We start from the raw sequence: 24,307 nt of genomic DNA, 5'->3' as shown, positions 1-24,307 counted from the left end.
AACCGCTACAGGCGTTCGAGTGTGGTGCGCGTCAGCCGCCATGCGACTTCGGGAACCTCTCCGACCGGGAAAGCGAGCACGATCTGGAGGTTGCGTCGCGGACCGCTGATGCCGGCGAAGAAGATCGATTCCTCCACGACGGGCTCAACGCCGTCGCACGAAAACACCCAGGACATGCCGTCGCGGGCGGCAAGCACCAACCGCCCGGCTTCGTCGCGCATCAACTCGATATCGGGATGGAGATGAAAGCGTATCGCCACGGCGTCGCGGTCGCCCGGCGCGGCTCCGTCGCGGCGGAAAAACCGATCGGTGCCGTCGAGCACGTCGCCGTCCCGCGTGAGCACGAGGGCGCGCTCATGCATGAGACCGAACGAGGGCACGTAACCGTCATGCGCGGCGACGAAGCCTTGCCGGCCCGCCGCGTCGGTGCGCTTCGAGGAGACGGTGGTCGGGCCGCTGATCACTGACGCGCCGATCAGGCGTGTCAGTCGCGGTGAGGTCGTGAAGCGGCACGAGGAGGTGTCGTTGAGCGTCGCGGTCGAATGGGCGGCGGTCGCGCGCGACAGCGGCCGAAACTCGTCGGGGCCATGCCGGTCGACACCGGCATTGACGATGAACATGCGTCGGCCGGAGGACAATTCGAAGGACAGGCTGCCGGCATGGGCGGGAATGGCGGCTTCAGGCGCGTCCGGCGCGCCGGTGTCGGCGATAACGGTCGTGTCGCTCATCGACAGCCGCTCGAAGCCCGAATGCGGTGCGTGCAGCAGCGGCTGGCCGGCTGTGTCGTCATGGCGCAGGATGGCGGCGATCCGATCGGGAATCGTCGCGCCCATGCCGTTGAAGCGCGCGAGACTGCCGTCGCGGTGGCGGAAGAAGCGCAGTGCCGGCAACATGCGGTCGACCGCACCCATCAGCGCTTGCGGGGGCGCTTCGGCCTGGTTGGCATAAGTCTGGCGCAGCGGCAGCAGGTCGGCGAGCAATTCCATCACCGCGGCCGGCTGGCGGGAGACGTGGCCGCCGTCGGGCAGGATCTGCCGGTCGAGTTCGCGCGCGAGGTTGCGCGTGGCGGTGCGCAGGGTTGCCGGCGAGGTCGGCAGGGACAGGGCGGCAAAGGCCAGAGCGATGCGCGCGCGCAACCTGTCTTCTCCGCCGCGCATATAGGGGGTGACGGTGCGCAGGTAGCGGATCTGGGTGGTAAGCGATTTCAGGAAATTGCGGTAGAACTGGAATTCCGCTCCCTGCAGAACCACCGTGGAATGCTGGAGCCAGGCGATCACCCGCTTGGCAGTCGTGGCCGGTTCCCAGGCCGGGCCGGTGATATGGGCGCCGTGCGTCTCGATCCAGTCCGACACCAGTGCGCGCCCATTCGCGGCTGCCAGATCGGTACCGGCCTCACGCAAATGGCGCAGCCAGCGGAATTCGTGCAGGGCCTGGCGCCATACCGGGCTGGCATTGTCGATCGCGAAAGGCGAGCGGCCGCCGGTCTCGACGATTCTGCCGGCAAGGGCGAAGCGGCCATGATAGATTTCGGAAGCGATCTGGGGATCGGCCAGCCGCAGGTCGGGCGGCGCGATCAGGACGCGCTCCGGGGTGCGTCCGGCATAACGCCAGCGATAGGCCGGCGCCGTGCGTAGCCGTTGGCGGGCGCGACGCCATACCTCTTGCGCAACAAGCCCCCACAGGCGCGGTGATTGACCTGCCGCCGTCACCAATAAACCCCTATCCCTCGAACTTTCCGCCCCTCTTCGAAGTGTATCCGATTCAAAAACCCGTGCGACAGCTAAAATCCCGCTGTCAACCGGTCCTTCGCAGCCGGCTGGCGAAAAACCCGTCCATTCCCGACCAACGCGCATCCTCGGCCGCCCAGTCGGCCGGCGTCGTGCGCAGATCGCCGTTTGCATCGACAAGACCATCCAAACCGTCGAATTCGGCGGGCCCGACCGGTTCGCGGCGAAAATCCGGCCGCGCAGCCAAAAAGTCGGCGACCAGCAATTCACCCTCTTCGGGGTTCAGCGAACAATTCGAAAAAACCAGGCGGCCGCCGGGCCGGACCAGACTGGAGGCCGCGTCGAGCAGGCGTCTTTGCGCGGCGGCGAGCTTGGCAATGTCCTCGGGCGACTTGGTCCAGGCGACGTCCGGGTGGCGGCGCAGCGTCCCGGTCGCCGAACAGGGCGCGTCGAGCAGCACGGCGCCGAACAGGCGATCGGGTTGCCATGTCGCCACGTCGGCCCGAACGATCTCGGCCTTCAGGCCAAGCCGTTCGAGATTGACGCCGAGCCGCCGCAGCCGGTTGGCGGAGCCGTCGACGGCGGTCACGCTCGCGCCGGCATTGGCGAGTTGCGCCGTCTTGCCGCCCGGCGCGGCGCAGAGATCGGCGACGTCGAGCCCGTCGACCGCGCCCAGCAACCGCGCCGGCAGGCTGGCAGCGGCGTCCTGAACCCACCACGCGCCCTCGGCGTAGCCGGCAAGGTCGGGTACCGGCGTGCCGGGCTGGACAAGGCGCACGGTGCCGTTGGGCATCAGGCGGCCGCCCAGTCTTTGCGCCCAGCCGCCGGGGTCGGTGCGCACGGTGAGGTCGAGCGGCGCCTCGATCCGGTGGGCGGCCATGATCTGGTCGGCGGTTTCGGGGCCGTAGGCGGCAATCAGGCGTTCGGCAAACCAGTCCGGCGCGTCGCGGGTCGTGGCCAGCACTTTCGGCAGTGCGCGCTCCTTGCGCGCGGCCAACGCCCGCAGCACCGCGTTGACCAGGCCGGCGAAGCGGCGCGTGCGCGGATCTGAGCCGGCATGGGCGACGGCGAGATTGACGGCGGCGCTGTCGGGTATGTCGAGAAACAGGATCTGCGCCGCGGCCACGTGCAGGATGTGGAGCAGCGTGCCGGCCTTTGCGGGCAGCGGGCGGTCGAGGCGGCTGTCGATCAGCGCGCCGATCGACAGCCGGTGTCTCAGCGCGGCGGCCAGTATCGCGCGCACGAGACTGCGGTCGCGCGGTTCAAGTGCGGTAAATTGCGGGTTGCCGTGCTCGGAATCGGTGAGGCCGTCGAGCGAGGTCCTGGCGTCGACCACGGCGGCGAGCAAGCGCGCCGCGGCGCGCCGGGCGGCAAGGCCGGGCATCTCCGTCGCCGGCGCGGCGCCGGCGACCGGTTTCGCCTTCGCTCCGGTTTTACCCCGCCGGCCGGCCGCTGCCCGTGCGGTCACGACCACGGCCCCTTCGGTCCGGTCGGGTTGCGGCCCCAGGGGTTTGGCCGGCTCTTCGGCTCCTCCGCCTTTGCCGGCGGTGATTTCTTGCCGGCACGGTCCCATGGTCCCGGAGACGCCCCGGTTTCGTTGCGAGCCTCATCCGGCGGGGCGGCGCGCGGCGTCGGATCGGCGGCGAACTCATCCGCCATCGCCTCCAGCGCGGCGATGCGGTTTGCGGTGTCGGGATGGGTGGAAAACAGATTGTCCATGCGTTCGCCCGACAGCGGGTTGATGATGAACATATGCGCCGTCGCCGGGTTGCGCTCGGCGTCCTGGTTGGGAATGCGGCCGGCGGCGCGGGCGATCTTGTCGAGGGCCGAGGCGAGCCACAGCGGCGCACCGCAGATCTCGGCGCCGAGCCGATCGGCCGAATATTCGCGGGTGCGGCTGATCGCCATCTGCACCAGCATGGCCGCCAGCGGCGCCACGATCATCGCTGCCAGTATGCCGACGAAGCCGAGTGGGTTGTTGTTGTCGCGATTGCCGCCGAAAAAGAAGGCGAAATTGCCCAGCATCGATATCGCGCCGGCAAGCGTGGCGGTAATTGTCATGATCAGCGTGTCGCGGTTCTTCACATGGGCGAGCTCGTGCGCCATCACGCCGGCGACCTCCTCGTAGGACAGCCGCTCCAGCAGCCCCGTGGTCGCGGCCACCGCCGCGTTTTGCGGATTGCGCCCGGTGGCGAAGGCGTTGGGCTGATCGCTCTTGATCAGATAGACCTTCGGCATCGGCAGGCCGGCATTGTGCGACAATCCGCGCACGATCTCGTAGAATTCGGGCGCGCTTGCCTCGTCGGCCTCGACGGCGTGGTGCATGCGCAGCACCATTTTGTCGGCGTTCCAATAGCTGAACAGGTTCATGCCGGCGGCCAAAACGAAGGCGATCATCATGCCGCCCGAGCCGCCGATCAGATAGCCGACGCCCATGAAGAGCGCCGTCATCGCGGCAAGCAGCATGGCTGTGCGGATCATGTTCATCGGACGCTCCAGACTGACAGGCCGTTTGCGATACTCGAAAACGGATTCGAACCGGTCTATATGATGGGTGGGTCGCCGGCCAACTTCAATATTTTCCGCGGAGGCGCGCATGACGGACAGCACCGGGCGAGACGACGCGCAGCAGCGCCGAATGGAGGCGGAAGACACTTCCAGGCCGCTGTCGCCGCAGGCCCGCCGGGCGCTGGCCGAGGCCGAGGCGCGACGCGCCGAATACAAGCAACGCGAAGCCGAACGCCCGTCCGAGATCGGCGGGCGCGGCGGGCTGGAACCTGGCCGCTACGGCGACTGGGAGGTCAAGGGCATCGCCACGGACTTCTGAGCGCTCGGCGGCATCACGCCGGCCAGTCGGGGTTTTTTGCACGACGGTTGCGCGCAGCCCTTGCGTTTGACGGGAATATAAGAATATATTCCTACAACCATGCTTGTCCCTGCCGCACCTCACAATCGTCTGCGCCTTCTCCTCCTCGTCGTGATTCAGTCGGCGACCGTCTTGACATGGGCGCCACAGCTCGCGGCCGGCGACATGTTTCGCGGCCCCGTCGAGGCGCGGGTGGTGAGAGTGATCGACGGCGACACACTTTCAGCCGAGGCGCTGTTGTGGCCGGGGAACCGGCTCGCGGTCACGGTGCGCCTGCGCGGCATCGACGCCCCGGAGCTTAAGAGCAGATGTTGGCGCGAACGCCGCGCCGCGCGCGTTGCCCGTGCCGCCCTCGAGGGGATAGTCGGACATGGGTGGGTCGCGATCTCCAACGTGTCGGGCGGTAAATATTACGGCCGGGTGCTGGCCGACGTGACCACCTTGGACGGCACCGCGCTCGCGCCGGCGTTGCTGGCGCTCTCCGTCGTGCGGCCTTATAGCGGCGGACGCCGGGACGGATGGTGTTGAGGCCGGGTGCCGCTGTTGTGATTTGTGTTCTTTCGGGACAGGGGGCGGCCGGCGGCGCCGGGATCGGACGACCAGGCCGGCACGGGTTTCCAGCCCGGTCTTTGTCCCGTATCGATGTTAACGGCGCGGTAACCCTGTTTTCCACCGAATGATAATGAAATCAGTATCTTGGCAAGATAGGCCGGGAACGGGCCGGTTTGCCCGTGCCTCTGGCAAGAAACCTGCATGGCTCTTCGCGACACGTCCATTCGTTGCAGAGGAAGACAGGCATGCGCGCCAGAACGGGATTTTGCAGTCGGCTGCGGGAATTCAGGTCCGACCGTTCGGGCAATTTCGCCCTGGCGACCGCCGCGGTAGCGTCGGCGTTGGTCGCCGGCGGCGGGTTTGCGATGAACCTGGCCCAAATTACGCTGACCCGCTCGAACCTGTCGAACGCGCTCGACTCAGCGGTGACCTCGACGGCGCGCGACCTCACCACCGGGAAGGTCGCGCCGGACGATGTCGATGCGCTGGTCCTTGCCTTCGTGAAGGCGAATGGTTCGACGGGCTTCGCCAATCAAGACCGGATCACGCTCGACAGGGTGACCATCGACAGGCAGGCGCGTACCGTTTCGGCGGTGGCCAGCACCGAGATCGATCTGGCCTTTCCCGTCTTCAAGGCATCGGCGTCGCGGCTGATCCAGGTGGAATCGACAGCACTCTATTCCGACCGCAAGATCGAGGTTGCGATGATGCTCGACATCACCGGCTCGATGAGCGGGAGAAAGCTGCGTGACCTCCAGGCAGCCGCAAGCAATGTCGTCGACACCTTCCTTTCCGGTCAGAACGCGACCGATCCGCGGGTGCGCCTCGCAATCGTGCCATATGCCGACGCGGTCAATACCGGCGTGCTGGCGCCGGTGGTGCATGTGGAAGCGGGGTTTACCACTGGCGAACCGCCGGTGCTGGAAGACAACGGGTTCGTCTCAGCCAGCCTGCGTAAAACGGGTCTGCTGCTGGACGGTTCGCGCCGGCCCGATTCCTGTGCGACCGAACGCAAGGGCGCGCAGCAATTCACCGATGCATCGCCGCGCAAGGCTATGGTCAATCGCGACTACCGGCTGGCCTTCTGCCCTTCGGCTGCATTGGAACCGCTGACCGCCGACGCGTCGCGACTGAAGGCGACGATCGGGGCGTTCCGTGCGAGCGGCCATACGGCGGGCCATATCGGCATCCAGTGGAGCTGGTATATGTTGTCACGCAAATGGGCGGATGTGCTGCCCGCCGGGTCGCGGCCACTTGCGTCCAATGCCAAGAAGGTCGGCAAATTCGCCATCCTGATGACCGACGGCGAGTTCAACACCGCCTTCGCCGGCGTGCCCAGGGGTGGGACCACAAAGGGCGGTCAGTCCCGCCGCTCGCGCAACCAGGCCGAAAGGCTCTGCGAGGAAATGAAAAAGCAGGGGATCGAGATCTTCACCGTCGGCTTTCAGTTGCGCGAACGCAATGCCAAGCAGGTCATGCAGGCCTGCGCCTCGCCCGACCGGGGTTCGATCCAGCACTATTTCGAGGCGGCGAGCGGCCAGGAACTCGACGCCGCCTTTCAGGAGATCGCCAGCAATATCGAACGGCTGGCGATCATCAAATAGAACCTTTGAAACGGAAAGGGCCGCCCGGCAAGGCGACCCTCCGTGTTTCCGTTCGTAGCGCGGTCGCTGGAGGTGATCGCAATCACCGGCCGCGCGTCACGCCCTGATCAGGAAGGCCGCTCCCCGACAAGGCAATCCGCCGAAACCACACTACGGCAAACGAAATCACTCGACATCGGATCACCTCCTTTCGTTTCGTTGAACACGGGCCGAATGTGGAGTTGAAAGTTCCCGAATGCAAGTCCTGCGCCGCACCGCGCTGATGACAAGTACTTCCGCCCAGGCGATGCCGCCGCAGGATATCTGTCCGCTCGCGCTGCCATGCAGGATGGCGGCGTCGCCCGGGCGGCTTCGGCCGCCGTGTGAATCAAGAATCGACGTGCAGGCGCGCGGCTTTCGATACAGCCCCGCTTCTGACTGCCGTGCCGACAGGGCTATCGCTACGATCTAAAGTGTACCACCTTCACGACTGTCATCGGGCGCGTCGTCGCACCGGCTTACGGCGCCGCAACGCCGTCGCTTTGCCTCCGTCTCGGCTGCCGCCGGCGTAATGCGGGTTCTCGCCGTGGCGACGGTTTGCAGGAGTTCGGGATTGTCGTAATTTTGAGAAATGCGCTGCCACATTCCCTTGTCGTCGAGGCGATAAACAAACTGGTCGCTGTCGGCAGCGAAGCCGTCGTCCTCGTACTTGACGTCAAATTTGTAGTACGCGTCCTGTGACAGATAGTACGTTACCCGCTGAGCGCATCCCGAAGCCAGGATCGCGAGCAGGACGACAGGAAACAGTTTCCCGAGCTTTCTCATTTTCTTGAACCGGCTTCGCCGCATTCGCTGTGCGAAATCGTTCAATATCACGGCGATATAGTTTGATGGCCATCAAATCGCCGTGAGAACCATCTTTTCGGTCATTTCCCCGTCTGCCACTATTGCTGGCGGGCACAATCACGCGACATAGGCAGCTATTCTTTCTTGTTCTGTCGTTTCTGGATCAGGTCGTCGACGACCGCCGGGTCGGCCAGCGTCGAGGTGTCGCCCAGCGCGCCGAAATCGTCCTCGGCGATCTTGCGCAGGATGCGGCGCATGATCTTGCCCGAACGCGTCTTGGGCAGGCCGGGGGCGAACTGGATCTTGTCGGGCGAGGCGATCGGGCCGATCTCCGAGCGCACATGCTTGACGAGCTCGGTGCGCAATTCTTCCGTTTCCGTCTGGCCCGCCATCAGCGTGACGTAGCAATAGATGCCCTGGCCCTTGACGTCGTGCGGATAGCCGACCACGGCGGCTTCGGACACTTTGTCGTGCGCGACCAGCGCCGATTCGACCTCGGCCGTGCCCATGCGGTGGCCCGACACGTTGATGACGTCGTCGACCCGGCCGGTGATCCAGTAATAGCCGTCCGCGTCGCGGCGGCAGCCATCGCCGGTGAAATATTTGCCCTTATAGGAGGAGAAATAGGTCTGCACGAAACGCTCATGATCGCCATAGACCGTGCGCATCTGGCCCGGCCAGGAATCGACGATGCACAGATTGCCGTCGGTCGCGCCCTCCAGCACATTGCCGTCACTGTCGACGAGCTGGGGCTGGATGCCGAAGAAGGGCCGGGTCGCCGAGCCGGCCTTGAGCTCGGTCGCACCTGGCAGAGGCGTGATCATGATGCCGCCGGTCTCGGTCTGCCACCACGTGTCGACGATCGGACATTTTTCCTCGCCGACGACCTTGTAATACCACTCCCAAGCTTCCGGATTGATCGGCTCGCCGACCGAGCCGAGCACGCGCAGCGATTTGCGGGATGTCTTCTTCACCAGGTCGTCGCCGGCGCCCATCAGGGCGCGGATCGCCGTCGGTGCGGTATAGAAGATGTTGACCTGGTGCTTGTCGACGACCTCCCAGAAGCGCGATGCGGTCGGGTAGTTCGGCACGCCCTCAAACATCAGCGTGGTCGCGCCGTTGGCGAGCGGTCCATAGACGATGTAGGAATGACCGGTGACCCAGCCGACATCGGCGGTGCACCAATAGATGTCGCCGTCATGGTAGTCGAAGACGTATTCATGCGTCATCGCGGCGTAGACGAGATAGCCGCCCGACGTGTGCAGGACGCCCTTGGGCTGGCCGGTCGAACCGGAGGTGTAGAGGATGAACAGAGGATCCTCTGCCTTCATCTTTTCCGGCTTGCACTCGGCTTTAACGGTGCGAACCTCGTCGTGATACCAGAGATCGCGGCCGTCCTGCCAGCCGGTCTTGCCGGCGGTGCGGCGCACCACCAGCACGGTCTTGACGTCGACCTTGTTCTTCGCAGCGATCGCAACCGCCTTGTCGGTATTTTCCTTCAGCGGAATGGTGCGGCCGCCGCGCAGGCCCTCGTCGGCGGTGATCACGAAAGTGGATTCGCAATCGACGATCCGACCGGCGAGCGCGTCGGGCGAAAAGCCGCCGAAGACGACTGAATGGACCGCGCCGATGCGGGTGCAGGCCAGCATCGCATAGGCGGCCTCGGGGATCATCGGCATATAGATGGTGACGCGGTCGCCCTTCCTGACGCCGTGTTTCTTCATCACATTGGCGAGCCGGCACACATGGTCGTGGAGCTCGCGATAGGTGATCTTCTTGTCGTCGTAGGGGTTATCGCCTTCCCAGATGATCGCGACCTGGTCGCCGCGCTTCTTCAGATGGCGGTCGATGCAATTGGCCGAGACGTTGAGGCGGCCATCCTCGAACCATTTGATTGCGACCTTGCCGGTGAAGGAGGTCTCCTTCACCTTGGTGAAGGGCTTCATCCAATCGATGCGTTTACCGTGCTTGGCCCAGAATTTGTCCGGATTCTTGATCGAGTCGCGGTACCATTTCAGATAGGTATCATTGTCGATGAGTGCATTCTTCTTCCAGGCGGCCTGAACGCGGTGAACATGAACCTCGGACATTATTTCCTCATTCCTCCAAACCGGGATCGGCAAGCCGTTGCGCTGCCGTGATTGTGCCTCGCGGGCGCGTCGGCGGCATTATTACCATTCGCCCGGCGGGCACAACATTAGACATTGGATTCGTTTCGCCAAACACGGATCTGCCGAGCGATGCCTGCCTGGCGGCGGCCGCTTCGGTGGACGTTGCGCGCCGCTTTCGCCAATGCCAGACACCGTCTTCGGAGACGTCCCAGGGGCCGCTCGAACAGCTGGGCGAAAACCAAACACACGATCAGCGTGGCGCAAAGCATGAGAAGCTGACGCCAGCCCTCGCTCGCTTCGCCGGGCAGTATCGCGTCGAAAAACTGCAGTGCCGGATAGTGCACGAGATAGAGCGAAAAACTGGCGCCGGCGAACCAGGTGACTACTGAAGACCGCCACGCGCCGCCATGACGGGCGCACCAGCCGGCGAAGCCGACAAGATGGGTGGCGAAAAGCGCTCCAATCAGAGAATTCCAGAGAAATTCGTCGGAGAAACCGAGGATTTTCGCGAGGCTGGCTCCGTCCAGACCCGCCATTCGCGTGGTGACGTTCGACAGATGCGCGGGTGCGTCGAAAATAAGACATAAGCCATAGACCAGTGGCGGCAGCACAATCATGGCAATGCCAAGCGCCGTCGACCGGGGATAAAGGCCGCGACGGATCGAGCGCCATACGAGAACGCCGAGCAGCCAGACCGGCAGCAGCAGCAGCACTTTCAGGCCAACGAGGATGGCAAGGGCGGCGAGCACGATGATGCGCGACGGGCCCGTCAGGAAAAACGCGGCCGCGAACAGGGCATAATAGGCGACTTCATAACTCAGCGACCAGTAGGGACCGTTGGTGCCCAGACGCGCGCCGGGGATCCACCATTCGCTGGAAAAGCTGAGGCCGTGCCAGAGCATGGCCGGCAATGATTGCCGCTCGTACCACCAGCCGTCATATCCCGCCGGATCGATCGCGGCGCCGAGCCGATCGAGCGCGAATGTAACCAGCAGCGCCGGCACGGCCACGGACAGGATGCGCGTGGCACGGTTGAAGAGATAGGCGGACGCGGTGCGATCCTTCACTGTGCCGGTATAGGCGATCACCAGGCCGGATAGAACGAAGAAGGCGACGACGGCATCGCTGCCGAGATTGAGTTCGCGAAGCCAGATGAAATCGCCGCCCGAAAAGCGTTCATAAGCGAAGTGTGAAAAGAGCACTGTCACCGCCGCGCAGAAGCGAACCATATCCAGATAGGTGGAAAAGGTCGGGTTCATCACTCCGCCGGCGGGTTGTCGACCACCGGCGCGGCGGAAAGCCGCGATCGCAGCGAATGCCAGCTTTGGGCGACCGGGTCGGTGAGCGCCCGCCGCAGCGACGGGTGCGGCTGCGGCACCGGCGTGCCGTCGCGCTCGGCGAGACCGAATTCAAGCTGCTCTTCCCGCGCGGGGATATAGAGCGTGCCGAACAGCCAGTCCCAGATGGCGAAAATTTCACCATAGTTCTTGTCGTGGTGAAGCACGGCTCGGCTGTGATGAATCTGGTGTTGAGCGGGCGAGATGAAGATGTGTTCCAGCACCGGGCCGTAGCTGATCCAGATATGGCTGTGACGGAAATTGGCGCCGATTGTGTTGAAGACGACGAAGATGATGTTCGCGCCGCCCAGCGATGCGATGCTGATTTCGGCCGAAATGGCCACGAGCAGGACGCCGGCGACCGCGCCGATGAGCATCGAACTGAACGCGTCCGAGATGAGGTCGTAGACGGGGTGTTTGCGATAGACCGTAACCGGGGTCAGAACTTCGGCGCTGTGATGGACGGAATGAAACGGCCATAGCACCGGATAGTCGTGATGGATCCGATGCACCCAGTAGGTGCAGAAATCGGACACCACCGCGAACAGAACAGTCGCAAGCGCGATCTGGCCAAAGCTCCAGCCGGTCGTGCCGGGTGAGACTTGCAGAAATGTGCCGAACGCGGCCACGGTCAGGGCGGCCGCCGCCGTGCGGATGATCACGAGATTCAGAACGCCGGCTACCGCAAGAATGTGTCCGATCGCAAACAGCTTGATATCGACCATATGCGAGGGATGCAGATAGATATGGCGCGGCACGAGCCAGGCGACGAAGCCGGGACCCGAGCGCCAGCCGAAACGCCAAAGATAGAGCGCGGCGGCGATCGCGATCGTCGAGCCCAGATAGATCGGCATCAAACGGAGCGTAAAGTCCCCAAACATGATGACGAGGATACTGGATAACCACTCCATGGCGGGCTCCGGGTTCGGTAAGTCCGGCCAAGGCTAGGCGGTGGACGTTAGGGAAGCCTTAAGGAGACGAGCCACCTCACGGCGGCCGACCGGCCGACTGTCAGCACTCGACCGGATTTGCTGCTAAGATATTGATATTAAACGATATAGCTCTTGCCTCCACGAGAATTTGAGGAAATCATTAACCAAAGCGGCGCACAATATGCTCGCGGAGGAGAACCGGAGTGCCAGGGGCTCGCCATGGATGACAAAACCGAACTGAAGCTGATGCTCGAGGGATACGGGCTGACGACGGCCCGCATCCTTTACCACATGCCCGACCACCCGCATCTTTTGCAGACTTATGTCTGGCAGGACTACGATATCGCGCCGCGTTTTCCGGTGCTCGGCGCCTTTCTCGACTTCTGGAAGCAAAAGCTCGACGGACCGCTGCACTCGATCGCCTATACGCACAAACGGCTGATCGCGCCGAGCGAATGGCGTAGCATCGAAGGCGAGCTCGTGCTGCACTGACGTCATCGGGAGCGGGCGGCAAAGGGCTCTGGTCGCGGTTTCAGCGTGTGCCGAAGATCGCCGATCCGACACGCACGCTGGTGGCGCCGAAGGCGATTGCCAGCCGGAAATCGGCCGACATGCCCATCGACAGGCGATCGAGCCCGGCTTCGCCCGCAAGCTTGTCCAAAAGCGCGAAATGCGGGCCGGGATTGTCTTCGACGGGCGGGATGCACATCAGGCCCTCGATGGCGAGCCCGTGCGTGTCGCGACAGCGGTGCACGAAGGCGACGGCCTCGCGCGGGTCGAGGCCGGCCTTTTGCGGCTCGGAGCCTGTGTTGACCTGGACATAAAGCCGTGGCCGCCGCTCCTGCCTGGCGATCTCCTTGGCCAGTTCGGCGGCGATCTTGTCGCGGTCGACGGTCTCGATCACGTCAAACAGCGCCACCGCGTCTCTGGCCTTGTTGGATTGCAGCGGGCCGATCAGGCGCAGCTCGATATCGGCGAACTCTGACTTCAGTGCCGGCCATTTGGCCTGCGCCTCCTGGACCCGGTTTTCGCCGAACACGCGCTGGCCGGCGTCGATCGCCGGGCGGATCGCGGCGGCGTCGAAGGTCTTGGAAACGGCCACCAGCGTCACCGACCCGGCGGGCCGGTCGTTTTCTTCCTCCGCACTGGCGATTTCGGCCCTGACGGCGGCAAGCCTGGTGATGACGTTGTCCATGTTATGCCCTTGAATTCGTAATCCCGACCCCGGCCGTTGCCGCATGCGGCGCCGTGCCGGAGTTGACGCCTTCACCAAACCGTGGTGAAGGTCCGCCCCGACATATTCCAGCATCCTGTCTTAAGTGAAATACCGGTCATGGCAACCGAGCGATACAATCCCCGCGTCTCAGAACCACGCTGGCAGAAAGTGTGGTCCGAGCGAAAGCTGTTCGAGACGAAAAACGACGATCCACGCCCGAAATACTACGTGCTGGAGATGTTCCCCTATCCGTCGGGCCGCATTCATATGGGGCATGTGCGCAACTACACGATGGGCGACGTGGTGGCGCGCTACAAGCGGGCGACGGGCCACAACGTGCTGCATCCGATGGGCTGGGACGCCTTCGGCCTGCCGGCCGAGAACGCGGCGCGCGACAACAAGGTCAATCCGCGCGACTGGACCTATGCCAATATCGAGACGATGAAGGGCCAGTTGAAGACGATGGGCCTGTCGCTCGACTGGGCGCGCGAGTTCGCCACCTGCGATCCGTCCTACTACAAGCATCAGCAAAAAATGTTCCTCGATTTCTGGAAGGCGGGTCTCGTCGAACGCAAATCGGCCAAGGTCAACTGGGATCCGGTCGACATGACGGTGCTCGCCAACGAGCAGGTGATCGAGGGGCGAGGCTGGCGCTCCGGCGCGCCGGTCGAGCAGCGCGACCTGACGCAATGGTTCTTCAAGATCTCGTCGATGAGCCAGGACCTGCTCGGCGGGCTCGACACGCTTGAGCGCTGGCCCGAAAAAGTCCGGTTGATGCAGCAGAACTGGATCGGCCGCTCCGAAGGCCTGCTGATCCGCTGGCCGCTCGCGGCGGAAACCGCGCCGCAGGGCGAAACCGAGCTGGAGGTCTATACGACGCGGCCGGACACGATTTTTGGCGCCTCGTTCATGGCGATTGCTGCCGACCATCCGCTGGCCAGGAAGGCGGCGGCGACAAATTCCGAACTGGCGGCGTTCTGCGAGGAATGCCGGCGCATGGGCACGTCGGTCGCCGCCCTGGAGACCGCCGAGAAAAAGGGCTTCGACACCGGCATCCGCGTCGTCCACCCTTTCGACGAGAGCTGGACGCTGCCGGTCTATGTCGCCAATTTCGTTTTGATGGATTACGGCACCGGCGCGATTTTCGGCTGCCCCTCGGGCGATCAGCGCGACCTCGACTTCGCCAACAAATACGGATTGCCGGTCGTGCCGGTGGTGATGCCGGAGGGCGCGGACGCGGCGACCTTCCAGATCATCGACGAGGCCTATGTCGACGACGGGGTGATGATCAATTCGCGCTTTCTCGACGGCATGAAGCCCGAGGCGGCCTTCGACAAGGTCGCGCAGCGGCTGGAGAAGATTCCCTCGGGCAATCGCCCGATGGCCGAACGCAAGGTGCAGTTCCGGCTGCGCGATTGGCTGATATCGCGCCAGCGCTACTGGGGATGTCCGATCCCGGTGATCCACTGCGCCGCCTGCGGCTCGTTGCCGGTCTCGGATGAACAATTGCCGATCGAGCTGCCCATGGACGTCAGTTTCGACAAGCCCGGCAACCCGCTCGACCATCATTCGGACTGGAAACACGTCGCCTGTCCGCAATGCGGCGGCGCGGCCGAGCGCGACACCGACACGATGGACACTTTCGTCGATTCGTCGTGGTATTTCGCCCGTTTTACCGATCCTTGGAATACGGAACGGCCGACGACGCTGGCCTATGTCGACGGCAAGGATGGCTGGCTGCCCGTCAACCAGTATATCGGCGGGGTCGAGCACGCGATCCTGCACCTGCTTTATTCGCGTTTCTTTGCCCGCGCGATGAAGGCGACCGGCCATCTGAACGCCGTCGAGGAGCCGTTCGAAGGCCTGTTCACGCAGGGCATGGTCGTGCACGAGACCTACAAGGGGTCCGGCGGTTTCGTGACGCCGGCCGAAATCAGGGTCGAGGATGGCGGCGGCACGCGCCAGGCGACACTGATCGCCACCGGCGAGAAGCTGGTCATCGGCCCGATCGAGAAAATGTCGAAGTCGAAGAAGAATGTCGTCGATCCCGATGACATTATCGCCAGCTACGGCGCCGACACGGCGCGCTGGTTCATGCTGTCCGACTCGCCGCCCGACCGCGACGTGATCTGGACGGAGGCTGGCGTGGAAGGTGCGCATCGCTTCGTGCAGCGTTTGTGGCGACTGGTGTCGGGCGCCGCGCCGCTGCTTGGCGACGTGCGGCCGGTGACCGCGCGCACCGGCGAGGCGGTGGCGGTTTCCAGGGCCGCGCACAAGACGGTCAAGGCCGTTGGCGAGGACATCGAAAAGCTTGCCTTCAACAAGGCTGTCGCCCGCCTCTACGAACTGACCAACGTCTTGCAGGCGCCGCTGGCGGCGGTCGCCGAGGGCAAGGCCGATCCGTCCGTCGCCGGTGCCGCGCGCGAGGCGCTCGAATTCCTCATCGTGATGATCGCACCGATGATGCCGCATCTGGCCGAGGAATGCTGGGTCGCGCTCGCTGGTTCCGAAGCCGGATTGGCCGGAGAACGCGCCTGGCCGGCCTATGACGCGGCGCTGGTGGTCGACGACCAATTCACCTATCCCGTGCAGATCAACGGCAAGAAGCGGGGCGATTTGACAATTGCCCGCGACGCGGATCAAGCTGCCGTCGAACGGGCGGCCCTCGATCTGGACGTCGTGACAAAGGCGCTTGACGGCAAGGCGCCGCGCAAGGTGATTGTGGTGCTGCGGAGAATCGTCAATGTCGTCGTTTGAGCTCATGCCCTCCAGTGACAGGCCCCTGCTGCGGCTCCTGCTTCTGGGGCCGCTGGTGGCGGTGCTGCTGGTGGCGTCCGCCTGCACCGTGCGGCCGCTCTACGGCGAAGCGTCCGGGTCGATCGGCGGTGGTGGCGGGCTCGGGTCGATCGCGGTCAACCCTGTCACCAGCCGCTATGCGCAGGAGGTGCGCAATCATCTGATCTTCGGCCTCAACGGCGGCGCCGGCCAGCCGGCGAACCCACGCTATCTGCTCGATCTCAACGTTACCTCGACCTTCCGCAATTCGGCTTCCGTCCAGGTGGCGCGCGAGAATGAACCGACGGCCGGCGCGGTGGTCATGTCGTCGCGCTACAAGTTGATCGACGCGGAGACCGGCAAGGCCGTTGCCAACGGAAGGCGCTCGGTCAACGCCTCCTTCGACAAGCCGCGACAGGAATTCGCCGCGGTGCGCGCCGAGCGCGACGCCGAAAACCGCGCCGCCCGGGAACTGGCGGAAATGCTTCGGGTCGCGCTTGCCCAGGATTTGGAGAACCTTCCGGCGGATTGAGCGTTCAGGACGTACAGGCGCCTATTGCGGGCGGGCGTCATTCTTGCGTCACAGAGTTTGGCCAAACAAGGTCGACCGGAGTGGATGACCATGGATACGCCGACGTCGCCGTCCTCTATCGCCAAGCTCATCGGGGGGCGCGCCCTCTACGGTCTCATGTCTGACGGCGACGCCCATATCATCGACCAACTCATCGAAGAGCGCACGGTCAACCTGTCCCGCAATCCGCTGTGGCCGGTGTTCAAGCCGCTTCTCTACCGCGCGTTTCACTATCGCGAGGCCGTGCGCATGGCCGACCGGATCGCGGCGATGGGCGGGCGCGAGGCTTTCGAACATATTAGCGGACTGCTGTCGCTGGACATCGACGTTGCTGGCCTCGAGAATCTTCCGTGTGAAGGCTCGGTCATCATCGCACCGAATCACCCCACCGGCATCGCCGACGGCGTCGCCATGTACGATGCGCTGAGGCGCCTTCGCGGCGACCTCGTCTTCTTTGCGAATCGGGACGCCTTGCGTGTCGCGCAGGGTTTCCGAGACGTCATCATCCCGGTCGAATGGCGTGCGGGCGAAAAATCGCACGCAAAGAGCCGGGATACGCTGGAAATGACAGCGCGCGCCTTCGCGGCCGAAAGGGCGGTGGTGCTGTTTCCCGCCGGCCGCATCGCCTACTGGCACGAGGGCCACCTCACCGAACGCCCCTGGCAGACCTCGGCGGTCGCGTTGGCGCGCCGCTTCGACACGCCGATCATGCCGGTCCACATAACCGCGCGCAATTCGGGACTGTTTTATTTTCTCGGAAAATACTCGACGGAACTGCGCGACATGACGCTGTTCCACGAGCTTTTGAACAAGAAGCGGTTTCACTTCTCGATCAGATTCGGCAAGCCGATACCGCCGGACGCGCTCGACGGCGATGCGACCGAGCTGACCGCGCGGCTCCAGGAGCATGCCGTGCATCGACTCGCGGCCGATCCCGAGGCCGCCTTCGACGCGCCCGTCACCGCGTAGACCGGGCCACGGCTGGTTGAGAAAGGGGTCCCGGCGGCATTCATCGCGCCAGGACCGTTCGCTGGCGCAAGGAAACTGGCTTCGCATAAGGGCACAGGCGCGATACCGGGCCGCAGCCCGGCGATCCACGCAGCCGGCGCGGGGATTACCCGATCTTCTGGCCGGTCTTGGCCCAGTCGGCCAGGAAGGCGTCCAGACCCTTGTCGGTCAGCGGATGCTTAACCAGGGCGCGCAGCGTCGCCGGCGGCACCGTGGCGACATCGGCGCCGATCAGGGCCGCCTGCTTGACGTGGTTGACCGTACGCACCGAGGCGGCGAGGATTTCGGTCTTGAAATCGTAATTGTCATAGATGGTGCGGATTTCCGAAATCAGCTCCATCCCGTCTACCCCCATGTCGTCGATGCGGCCGATGAAGGGTGAAATAAAGGTGGCGCCCGCCTTGGCGGCCAACAGCGCCTGGGTGGCCGCAAAACACAGGGTGACATTGACCTTGCGGCCGTCGGAGGTAATCGCCTTGCAGGCCCTCAGCCCGTCGAAGGTGAGCGGCACCTTGATGCAGATATTGTCGGCAATCTTCGACAGAATGTCGGCTTCCTTCATCATCGCAGTAAATTCGGTTGCCGTGACCTCGGCCGAAACCGGGCCGTCGACGATGTCGCAGATTTCCTTGGTGACTTCCTTGATGTCGCGACCGGCCTTCATGATCAGCGAAGGGTTGGTCGTGACGCCGTCGAGGAGACCCAATTCGTTCAGCTCGCGGATATCCTTCACGTCGGCGGTGTCGACAAAAAACTTCATGACCGTCTCCTTAGCGAATTTTCTGCGGCGGCCTGGCGCCGTCCGTCGTGTCGGGCTTTGATCTAGACGAAAGTCGGGGCAAGGTCACGCGCCATGAAACAAGATTCGCCCCGCCAGGCGGTCGTGCCGGTGCTCGTGCCGGTTCCGACGGAGACGCCCTATTCCTATGCGGTGCCCGACGATATGACCGTCGTGCCGGGCTCGATCGTTCGCGTGCCGCTGGGGCCGCGCGAAATCGCTGCCATCGTGTCGGATCAGCCGGCCGGCGCCGTCGACGCCAGGAAGCTGCGGCCGATCTCGGCGGTTTTTGATTGTCCGCCGCTGCCGGGCGAAAGCCTGCGGTTCATCGCCTGGATCGCACAATACACGATGACACCGCCCGGCATGGTGGCGCGCATGTTTTTGCGTGCGCCCGCCGCGCTCGATCCGGAACCGCCGGTTAACGGCATCGCCCGCACCGAATGCTTGCCCGACCGTATGACGGCGGCGCGCGGCCGCGTATTGGAGATCGCCGAGACCGGCTCCGGCTGGACCCGGCCCGGACTGGCGCGGGCCGCGGGCGTGTCGGCGAGCGTGATCGACGGGCTCAAGGCGCAAGGCGTCTTCGAAGACATCGTTTTGCCGCCGCAGCCGGTGGTGGCCGAACCGGATCCCGCCTTCAAGCAGCCGGATCTGTCTGCCGACCAGATCGGGGCCGGCCGGGTCTTGCGCGACATGGCCGAGAAGGGCGGCTTCGGCGTCTGCCTGCTCGACGGCGTGACGGGGTCTGGCAAGACGGAAGTCTATTTCGAGGCGGTCGCGGCGGCCATCCGTCAAGGCCGACAGGTGCTGATCCTGCTGCCGGAAATCGCGCTCACCCACGCCTTCCTGGAGCGGTTTCAGGATCGCTTCGGCGCCAAGCCGGCCGAATGGCATTCCGATCTGCCGCCGCGCATGCGCGAACGGGTTTGGCGGCAGGTGGCCGAAAACCAGGTCCGCGTGGTGGCCGGCGCGCGCTCGGCGCTTTTCCTGCCGTTTCGCGATCTCGGCCTGATCGTCGTCGACGAGGAGCACGACCCGTCCTACAAGCAGGAAGACCGGGTGTTCTACAGTGCCCGCGACATGGCGGTGGTGCGCGGTCATCTCGGCGGCCATCCGGTGGTGCTGGCCTCCGCCACGCCGTCGATCGAAAGCCGTTACAATGCCCAGCAGGGCCGCTACCGGCGCGTCGCGCTTCCCGCCCGCTTCGCCGAGGCCGCACTTCCCGAGCTCGGCACGGTCGACCTGCGCCGCAATCCGCCGGCGCGCGGCGGTTTCCTGTCGCCGGTGCTGATCGACGAAATCGCCAAGACCTGGCGGCGCGGCGAACAATCGCTGCTGTTCCTCAATCGCCGCGGCTATGCGCCGCTGACGCTGTGCCGGGTGTGCGGACACCGCTTCCAGTGCCCGGATTGTTCGAGCTGGCTGGTTGAGCATCGGTTTCGCGGTCAGCTTTTGTGCCATCAATGCGGTTACGCCGAACAGCGCCCCGAAGCCTGCCCTTCCTGCGGCGCGCTCGATCATCTCGTCGCCTGCGGGCCGGGGGTGGAGCGGATCGCGGAGGAAGTTGTGTCGCATTTTCCCGATGCGCGCTCGATCGTGCTGTCGTCCGACCTTGCCGGCGGCGTACGGCGGCTGCGGCTGGAACTGGAGGCGATCGAAAAGGGCGAGGCCGATATCGTGATCGGCACCCAGCTCGTCGCCAAGGGGCACAATTTCCCCAACCTGACGCTGGTCGGGGTCATCGACGCCGATCTGGGCCTTGCCAATGGCGATCCGCGCGCGGCCGAACGCACTTTTCAGCTCCTGTCCCAGGTTACCGGCAGGGCCGGGCGCACCGGCAAGAAGAGCCTCGGCCTCTTGCAGACCTACCAGCCCGACCATCCGGTGATGCGGGCGATCGTCTCTGGAGACTGGGAGACCTTTTACGAACGCGAGACGGCCGAGCGCGAGCGCGCCGGCCTGCCTCCCTTCGGCCGGCTTGCCGGCATTATCGTCAGCGCAGCAACCCGCGCGGAAGCGGAGGGGCATGCGCGCGCGCTGCGTCGCGTCGCGCCCGGAGACGCCGGGATCGTCGTGCTCGGCCCGGCGGAGGCGCCGCTGTCCCTCGTCGCGGGCCGCTACCGGTTCCGGCTCATGGTGCAGGGTGGACTGCGCGCCGATCTGCAGGCCTTCCTGCGGGCGATGGTCAAGGCGGGGCCGTCGCCGCGCGGTTCGGTCCGGGTTCAGATCGACATCGACCCGCAGAGTTTTTTGTAGGAACGGGCCGGCCATCGGACCTGCGAAATGTTGCCGACAGGCATAACCCGTCGCGACCGGAGCGGAGAAGACCCGGCATGCAGAAGCTCGAAGTCGTGGCGCGGTTGTTTCCGCAGATCGAAAGCGGTGCGAAACGCTCGACGATCCGCTGGCGCGAAACGCCGATCAGGCCGGGTCCGATGATTTATGCCTGCCAGGGCGCGCCGAAACGCACCTTGGTGGTCGAGGTGACCCGGGTGACCAGAATGCCGCTGCGCGCGGCCGCCGCCTTCGTCGGCAGAAAGGACGAATGGCCCGACCCGGTCATGCTCGCCGGCATGCGCGAGCACTATCCCGACATCGGGCTCGACGACGTGGTCGAGGTGATCGAGCATCTGCCGCCGTCGCAGCCGGCCGGGTGCAGGACGCGGAGCCGCGATTGACCGTAGAATGCGTTGCACCGGTGTCCGGCGACGGTTTGCATTGGCGATCGCTTCTGTCAAAGTCGCGCTGGAAACGGGGAGGATATCGATGAAGTTCCTGGCACGGGCGCTTGCCGGATCTGCCCTACTGGCCGCCGCGCCGGCGGCCGCGAACCAGCCGGTCGTGACCGATATTCATTGGCCCCATATCGACAGCTATTGCACGTTCTGGCGCAAGGATCACGGCTTCAATTTCAACGATCCCGAGAGCTGGCGCTTCGTCTTTTTCACGCAGAAAGACAGCCTGCACGAGCCCTATCCGGAAACCGGCTTCATCGCGCTCGGCCATCAATTGCGGCAGCTCGAACTGGTGTCGGCCACGAAAGTGGAGACCGGCGAGGAAAGACGCTATCGCAGTCTGGGAGCGTCCCAACACGATGTCGTCGTCACGATGACGGCCGGCGAGGCAGGGACCGAATCGACCGGTTATACAGGCACGATCGCAGTCGCGGGCCCCTACGGATCCGAGACGGTCGCCTTCCAGGGCGATTGCGGGGTGTGAATGTGGGGCGGTTGAGATGCTCGGCGGTGGGTCAAGTCCCGCCACGACATTCCGGGGGGATTTGATGGATTTCGCTTTTCCAATGCCGACCAGCAATGGCGAGTGGCTCGCCTGGAGTGCCGCGGCGATCACGGTTTTTTTCGGCCTCGTCCTTTTGTTCGCGCCGCGCCTGTCGTTCCGACTGCTGCGGCTTGAAACGGCGGCCGACCATCCCGAGGCGGTGTCGGAAGCCCGGGCCACCATGGCCGGCTTCTATCTTGGGGTCGGGCTGTGTGCGATCCTGCTTGCCCAGCCATTTATCTATATGACGCTCGGCCTATGTTGGCTGCTCACCGCCTTCGGCCGTATCATCTCCATGTTGTCGGACAGGGGCGGCACGGTCTTCAATTGGGTGCGCCTCGTCGTGGAGTTGGTACTGGCGGCCTTGCCGCTCGCCTTCGTATTCGGTTTCATGGTGTGATTGCCGACTGACGGCGCGGATGCGACAATAGTGCCGGAACGGCGATGTCTCGGGTTGTTGCGAGTCACGGAAGCGTGTGCTAGACGGCAAGCGACTTTCGACCGGGGGATATGGCGCGGATGCCGTAGCGGTCGGGATTTATCAATAAGGTCAAAGGTTTAGCCGGCTTCTCACGCTTGCGCAAAAAACTTGCGGCCTTCCCAGGAAGAGAAGACCGTTCGTGGCACAGTCTAACTCACCCGTTTCCAACGTCGCCGAGCGCTATGCGGGCTCGCTTTTCGATCTGGCGCTTGAGGCCGATGCGGTTTCGCACATCGAAAAGGAGTTGGGCGAATTCGAGGCGCTTCTTGCCGGCAGCGAGGATCTGCGCCGCCTGATCGAGAGTCCGGTCTTTTCGGCCGACGACCAGTTCAAGGCTGTTTCCGCCATCGTCGAGAAGGCCAAGGTCGGTGGGCTTTTCGCCAATTTCCTTCGGGTCGTCGCCAGAAACCGTCGGCTTTTCGCCGTTCCGGGCATGATCGAGGCGTTCCGCCGCATCGCCGCCGAGAATCGTGGCGAGGTGGCCGCCGATGTTACCTCGGCGCATGATCTGACAGCCGCGCAGCGCAAGGAGCTGGAAACGACGCTGAAAGGCGTCGCCGGCAAGGATGTGGTGGTCAATCTGACCGTCGATCCCTCGCTGCTCGGGGGGCTTGTCGTGAGGATCGGCTCGCGGCAGATCGATACATCGCTCAAAACCAAACTCAATTCGCTCAAGCTTGCACTGAAAGAGGTCGGCTGATGGATATCCGGGCCGCGGAAATCTCCGCAATTCTCAAGGACCAGATCAAGAATTTCGGCAAGGAGGCCGAAGTATCGGAGGTCGGTCAGGTGCTCTCCGTGGGTGACGGTATCGCTCGCGTCTACGGGCTCGACAATGTGCAGGCCGGCGAGATGGTCGAGTTCCCCGGCGGCATTCGCGGCATGGCGCTGAACCTGGAAAGCGACAATGTCGGCGTTGTGATCTTCGGCAACGACCGCGACATCAAGGAAGGCGACACCGTCAAGCGGACCGGCGCCATCGTTGACGTTCCGGTGGGCCCGGGCCTACTCGGTCGCGTCGTCGACGCACTCGGCAATCCGATCGACGGCAAGGGCCCGATCAAGGCGGCCGAACGTCGCCGCGTCGACGTCAAGGCGCCCGGCATCATTCCGCGCAAGTCGGTGCACGAGCCCATGTCGACCGGCCTGAAGGCCATCGACGCGCTGATCCCGGTCGGTCGTGGCCAGCGCGAGCTGATTATCGGCGATCGCCAGACAGGCAAGACCGCCATCGTTCTCGACACGTTCCTGAACCAGAAGCCGCTCAATGACGGCGACGACGAAAGCCAGAAGCTCTATTGCGTCTATGTCGCCGTCGGCCAGAAGCGCTCCACCGTGGCCCAGTTCGTCAAGGTGCTGGAAGAGCGCGGCGCGCTCGAATATTCGATCGTGATCGCGGCGACCGCGTCCGATCCGGCACCGATGCAGTTCCTGGCGCCGTTCGCCGGCTGTGCGATGGGCGAATATTTCCGCGACAATGGCAAGCATGCCGTGATCGCCTATGACGATCTGTCGAAACAGGCGGTCGCCTATCGCCAGATGTCGCTGCTGCTGCGCCGTCCGCCCGGCCGCGAAGCCTATCCGGGCGACGTCTTCTACCTGCATTCTCGCCTGCTCGAGCGCGCGGCCAAGATGAACGACGACAACGGCGCCGGTTCGCTGACCGCGCTGCCGATCATCGAGACCCAGGCCAACGACGTCTCGGCCTATATCCCGACCAACGTGATCTCGATCACCGACGGCCAGATCTTCCTGGAGACCAATCTGTTCTTCCAGGGCATCCGTCCGGCCGTGAATGTCGGCCTTTCGGTGTCGCGCGTTGGCTCCTCGGCCCAGATCAAGGCGATGAAGCAGGTTGCCGGCTCGATCAAGGGCGAGCTCGCCCAGTATCGCGAGATGGCCGCGTTCGCCCAGTTCGGTTCCGACCTCGACGCCGCGACGCAGCGCCTTCTCAACCGCGGCGCGCGCCTGACCGAGCTTCTGAAGCAGCCGCAGTTCTCTCCGCTCAAGACCGAAGAGCAGGTTGCGGTGATCTTCGCCGGTACGCAGGGTTATCTCGACAAGCTCGCGATCGCCGATGTCGGCCGGTTCGAGCAGGGCCTGCTGACCCATCTGCGCACCGAGGGCAAGAGCGTTCTGGACGCCATCCGCAAGGAAAAGGCGCTGTCGGACGATCTGCGCGACAAGCTGAAGGCGCAGATCGACGCCTTCGCGAAGAACTTCGCCTGAGGCTGACGGAACC

At 64.4% G+C, this 24,307-nt stretch carries 22 protein-coding genes; 13 read left to right on the top strand and 9 right to left on the bottom strand.

The window, feature by feature from the left end; all coding sequences use genetic code 11:
* Positions 1-5: 5 nt before the first annotated feature.
* The 3 genes from GN330_RS03580 to htpX all read right to left on the bottom strand — a co-directional run bounded on the left by GN330_RS03580 (position 6) and on the right by htpX (position 4,214).
* A complete protein-coding gene (locus GN330_RS03580; RefSeq protein ID WP_246188486.1) occupies positions 6-1,712 on the bottom strand; it encodes a heparinase II/III family protein in 1,707 nt (568 codons plus the stop codon).
* Positions 1,713-1,794: 82 nt separating this feature from the next.
* Positions 1,795-3,201, bottom strand: a complete 1,407-nt coding sequence (locus GN330_RS03575) for an RsmB/NOP family class I SAM-dependent RNA methyltransferase (protein WP_425487149.1) — start codon at positions 3,199-3,201, stop codon at positions 1,795-1,797.
* Positions 3,192-4,214 (bottom strand): zinc metalloprotease HtpX, encoded by a 1,023-nt coding sequence (gene htpX, locus GN330_RS03570; protein WP_156711277.1) that lies wholly within the window; start codon positions 4,212-4,214, stop codon positions 3,192-3,194. The genes GN330_RS03575 and htpX overlap by 10 nt, the downstream gene beginning before the upstream one ends.
* A gap of 109 nt (positions 4,215-4,323) precedes the next feature.
* On the opposite strand from htpX, the gene GN330_RS03565 reads away from it, so the two are divergent.
* From GN330_RS03565 to GN330_RS03555, 3 genes are all read left to right on the top strand, one after another.
* The gene (locus tag GN330_RS03565; RefSeq protein ID WP_156711276.1) at positions 4,324-4,554 is read left to right on the top strand and encodes a DUF1674 domain-containing protein; all 231 of its coding nucleotides are present in this window, start codon (positions 4,324-4,326) and stop codon (positions 4,552-4,554) included.
* A 171-nt stretch (positions 4,555-4,725) separates the two neighbouring features.
* Positions 4,726-5,121 carry a thermonuclease family protein gene (locus tag GN330_RS03560; RefSeq protein ID WP_246188485.1) on the top strand — a complete coding sequence of 132 codons (396 nt, stop codon included), beginning with the start codon at positions 4,726-4,728 and terminating at the stop codon, positions 5,119-5,121.
* 269 nt (positions 5,122-5,390) lie between these two features.
* Entirely contained in the window at positions 5,391-6,749 is a 1,359-nt protein-coding gene (locus tag GN330_RS03555) for a vWA domain-containing protein (RefSeq protein ID WP_156711274.1), read from the top strand.
* Positions 6,750-7,196: 447 nt separating this feature from the next.
* On the opposite strand, the gene GN330_RS03550 is transcribed toward GN330_RS03555, so the two are convergent.
* The 4 genes from GN330_RS03550 to GN330_RS03535 form a co-directional block, all read right to left on the bottom strand.
* A complete protein-coding gene (locus tag GN330_RS03550; protein WP_156711273.1) occupies positions 7,197-7,553 on the bottom strand; it encodes a hypothetical protein in 357 nt (118 codons plus the stop codon).
* A 155-nt stretch (positions 7,554-7,708) separates the two neighbouring features.
* Positions 7,709-9,664, bottom strand: coding sequence for an acetate--CoA ligase (gene acs, locus GN330_RS03545; RefSeq protein WP_156711272.1), 1,956 nt, complete (start codon positions 9,662-9,664; stop codon positions 7,709-7,711).
* Between the two features lie 107 nt (positions 9,665-9,771).
* Positions 9,772-10,944, bottom strand: coding sequence for an acyltransferase family protein (locus GN330_RS03540; protein WP_156711271.1), 1,173 nt, complete (start codon positions 10,942-10,944; stop codon positions 9,772-9,774).
* On the bottom strand, positions 10,944-11,933 hold the full coding sequence (locus GN330_RS03535) for a sterol desaturase family protein (RefSeq protein WP_156711270.1): 990 nt from the start codon (positions 11,931-11,933) through the stop codon (positions 10,944-10,946). The genes GN330_RS03540 and GN330_RS03535 overlap by 1 nt, the downstream gene beginning before the upstream one ends.
* 240 nt (positions 11,934-12,173) lie before the next feature.
* Here GN330_RS03535 and GN330_RS03530 point away from each other — a divergent pair, with 240 nt between their 5' ends.
* The gene (locus tag GN330_RS03530; RefSeq protein WP_156711269.1) at positions 12,174-12,446 is read left to right on the top strand and encodes an usg protein; all 273 of its coding nucleotides are present in this window, start codon (positions 12,174-12,176) and stop codon (positions 12,444-12,446) included.
* A gap of 40 nt (positions 12,447-12,486) precedes the next feature.
* On the opposite strand, the gene GN330_RS03525 is transcribed toward GN330_RS03530, so the two are convergent.
* Positions 12,487-13,149, bottom strand: a complete 663-nt coding sequence (locus GN330_RS03525; RefSeq protein WP_156711268.1) for a YggS family pyridoxal phosphate-dependent enzyme — start codon at positions 13,147-13,149, stop codon at positions 12,487-12,489.
* A 138-nt stretch (positions 13,150-13,287) separates the two neighbouring features.
* On the opposite strand from GN330_RS03525, the gene leuS reads away from it, so the two are divergent.
* From leuS to GN330_RS03510, 3 genes are all read left to right on the top strand, one after another.
* Positions 13,288-15,927 carry a leucine--tRNA ligase gene (gene leuS / locus GN330_RS03520; RefSeq protein WP_156711267.1) on the top strand — a complete coding sequence of 880 codons (2,640 nt, stop codon included), beginning with the start codon at positions 13,288-13,290 and terminating at the stop codon, positions 15,925-15,927.
* The gene (gene lptE, locus GN330_RS03515) at positions 15,914-16,477 is read left to right on the top strand and encodes an LPS assembly lipoprotein LptE (protein ID WP_246188484.1); all 564 of its coding nucleotides are present in this window, start codon (positions 15,914-15,916) and stop codon (positions 16,475-16,477) included. The genes leuS and lptE overlap by 14 nt, the downstream gene beginning before the upstream one ends.
* Positions 16,478-16,567: 90 nt before the next feature.
* Positions 16,568-17,485, top strand: coding sequence for a 1-acyl-sn-glycerol-3-phosphate acyltransferase (locus GN330_RS03510; protein WP_156711266.1), 918 nt, complete (start codon positions 16,568-16,570; stop codon positions 17,483-17,485).
* A gap of 145 nt (positions 17,486-17,630) precedes the next feature.
* Here the strand turns inward: GN330_RS03510 and fsa are convergent, their stop codons facing one another.
* On the bottom strand, positions 17,631-18,284 hold the full coding sequence (gene fsa / locus GN330_RS03505; protein ID WP_156711265.1) for a fructose-6-phosphate aldolase: 654 nt from the start codon (positions 18,282-18,284) through the stop codon (positions 17,631-17,633).
* 93 nt (positions 18,285-18,377) lie between these two features.
* Between fsa and GN330_RS03500 the strand changes: the two genes are divergently transcribed.
* The 6 genes from GN330_RS03500 (at position 18,378) to atpA (ending at position 24,294) form a co-directional block, all read left to right on the top strand.
* Positions 18,378-20,561, top strand: a complete 2,184-nt coding sequence (locus GN330_RS03500; RefSeq protein ID WP_156711264.1) for a primosomal protein N' — start codon at positions 18,378-18,380, stop codon at positions 20,559-20,561.
* Between the two features lie 77 nt (positions 20,562-20,638).
* Positions 20,639-20,983 (top strand): ASCH domain-containing protein, encoded by a 345-nt coding sequence (locus GN330_RS03495; RefSeq protein ID WP_156711263.1) that lies wholly within the window; start codon positions 20,639-20,641, stop codon positions 20,981-20,983.
* 88 nt (positions 20,984-21,071) lie between these two features.
* A complete protein-coding gene (locus tag GN330_RS03490) occupies positions 21,072-21,524 on the top strand; it encodes a hypothetical protein (RefSeq protein ID WP_156711262.1) in 453 nt (150 codons plus the stop codon).
* Positions 21,525-21,588: 64 nt separating this feature from the next.
* On the top strand, positions 21,589-21,984 hold the full coding sequence (locus tag GN330_RS03485; RefSeq protein ID WP_156711261.1) for an AGROH133_08824 family phage infection protein: 396 nt from the start codon (positions 21,589-21,591) through the stop codon (positions 21,982-21,984).
* 220 nt (positions 21,985-22,204) lie between these two features.
* Positions 22,205-22,765, top strand: coding sequence for a F0F1 ATP synthase subunit delta (locus GN330_RS03480; protein WP_343040225.1), 561 nt, complete (start codon positions 22,205-22,207; stop codon positions 22,763-22,765).
* Positions 22,765-24,294, top strand: coding sequence for a F0F1 ATP synthase subunit alpha (gene atpA / locus GN330_RS03475; RefSeq protein WP_156711260.1), 1,530 nt, complete (start codon positions 22,765-22,767; stop codon positions 24,292-24,294). Before GN330_RS03480 ends, atpA begins: the two co-directional genes overlap by 1 nt.
* The last annotated feature ends 13 nt before the right edge of the window (positions 24,295-24,307 follow it).

This window comes from Nitratireductor arenosus (assembly GCF_009742725.1).
Lineage (GTDB): Bacteria > Pseudomonadota > Alphaproteobacteria > Rhizobiales > Rhizobiaceae > Mangrovimarina > Mangrovimarina arenosa.
Note: the sequence above shows the minus strand (reverse complement) of the source record. Positions and strands in the feature narration are given on the sequence as shown.